Consider the following 1,670-nt stretch of genomic DNA (forward strand, 5'->3'; position numbering starts at 1 on the left):
CGCGCAACCTGCGCGGGAAGGCCATTCTGTACGCGGACAAGATGACCCGCTCGATGCAGGCGGCGATCGACGAGACCAGTCGTCGCCGGGAGAAGCAGGTGGAGTACAACCAGGAGCATGGCATCACGCCGAAGTCCGTGGCGCGCCCCATCGTGGACATCCTGGAAGGTGCCCGCAGTGAGGCGGCCAACGAGGGCAAGACGGGCCGCGGCAAGGCGCGTCGCGTGGCGGAAGAACCTGCCGAGTACGGGGTGATGGATCCGGCCAAGGCGGTAGCGAAGATCAAGGCGCTGGAGCAGCAGATGTACCAGCACGCCCGCGACCTGGAGTTCGAGGACGCGGCCCGCCTTCGCGATCAGATCCAGCGCCTCAAGGCGGCCAGCCTGGGGGGGTGATGCATGCCCTGTTCGCAGCGGTTGTCGGCGACCCTGCTTCCGGGCTAGAATTCGCGCCCCTGCAAAGGGCAGACCGGGCGGTTAGCTCAGCGGTAGAGCACTACCTTGACATGGTAGGGGTCACAGGTTCGAACCCTGTACCGCCCACCACGCTTCCAAAGCGTGGATTCCGGAGTTCTGGGGCCAGCCCGATGCGCCATCCGTATTCACGAGGTGGCCCGCGGAAACGCCGGCCGAGCGTGCGACATGAGCACTACCACCGCCTGAACCTGGTATTGCCCGAGGCACTGCATCCCGTAGGCGCCCTCGTGGCGCTTTTTTCATGTCGTTCGTTCGTCCCTGAACACCAGCCCGGCCATCCATGGCCGGACTTTCCGATGCCAAAGCCCTGTTCGCAGGCAACTGGATAGCCCAACCGATGATCACGATCACGCTCCCCGACGGCAGCCGCCGCGAGTTCGAGAATCCCGTCTCCGTCATGCAGGTGGCCCAGTCCATCGGCGCCGGCCTGGCCAAGGCCACCGTGGCCGGTGCCGTCGATGGCGTGCTGGTCGATGCCAGCGACATCATCGACCACGATGCCGCGCTGCGCATCATCACCCCGAAGGACGAAGAGGGCGTGGAGATCATCCGCCACTCCTGCGCGCACCTGGTCGGCCATGCGGTCAAGCAGCTGTATCCGGACGTGAAGATGGTGATCGGCCCGGTCATCGCCGAAGGCTTCTATTACGACATCTACAGCGAGCGCCCGTTCACGCCGGAAGACCTGGCGGCGGTCGAGCAGCGCATGCAGGAGCTGATCGCGCAGGACTACGACGTSRTCAAGAAGATGACGCCGCGCGCCGAGGTSATCGASGTCTTCAAGKCRCGYGGCGAGGAMTACAAGCTGCGSCTGRTCGAGGACATGGGTCCGGAGGTGACGGCCATGGGCCTGTACTACCACCAGGAATACGTSGACATGTGCCGCGGCCCGCACGTGCCSAAYACGCGCTTCCTGAAGGCGTTCAAGCTGACCCGCATTTCCGGCGCCTACTGGCGCGGCGACGCGAAAAACGAGCAGCTGCAGCGCATCTACGGCACGGCCTGGGCCGACAAGAAGCAGCTGGAGGCCTACATCCAGCGCATTGAGGAAGCCGAGAAGCGCGACCATCGCAAGATCGGCAAGCAGCAGGAGCTCTTCCACCTGCAGGAAGAGGCACCGGGGCTGGTGTTCTGGCACCCGAAGGGCTGGGCCATCTGGCAGGTGGTCGAGCAGTACATGCGCAAGGTCTACCG

The 1,670-nt window shown here is 64.8% G+C and carries 2 protein-coding genes and 1 tRNA gene; all 3 read left to right on the top strand.

Going from position 1 to position 1,670, the window contains the following annotated elements:
- The coding region (locus AC04L7_RS18205; protein ID WP_475513634.1) for a UvrB/UvrC motif-containing protein at positions 1–395 on the top strand (395 nt) is incomplete at its 5' end.
- 75 nt (positions 396–470) lie between these two features.
- Positions 471–545: transfer RNA gene (locus tag AC04L7_RS18210), tRNA-Val, on the top strand.
- Positions 546–813: 268 nt separating this feature from the next.
- Positions 814–1,670 (top strand): TGS domain-containing protein (locus AC04L7_RS18215; protein WP_475513635.1); only part of this gene is annotated, 857 nt, incomplete at its 3' end.

It is taken from the genome of Pseudoxanthomonas sp. LjRoot204_2 (assembly GCF_056175765.1).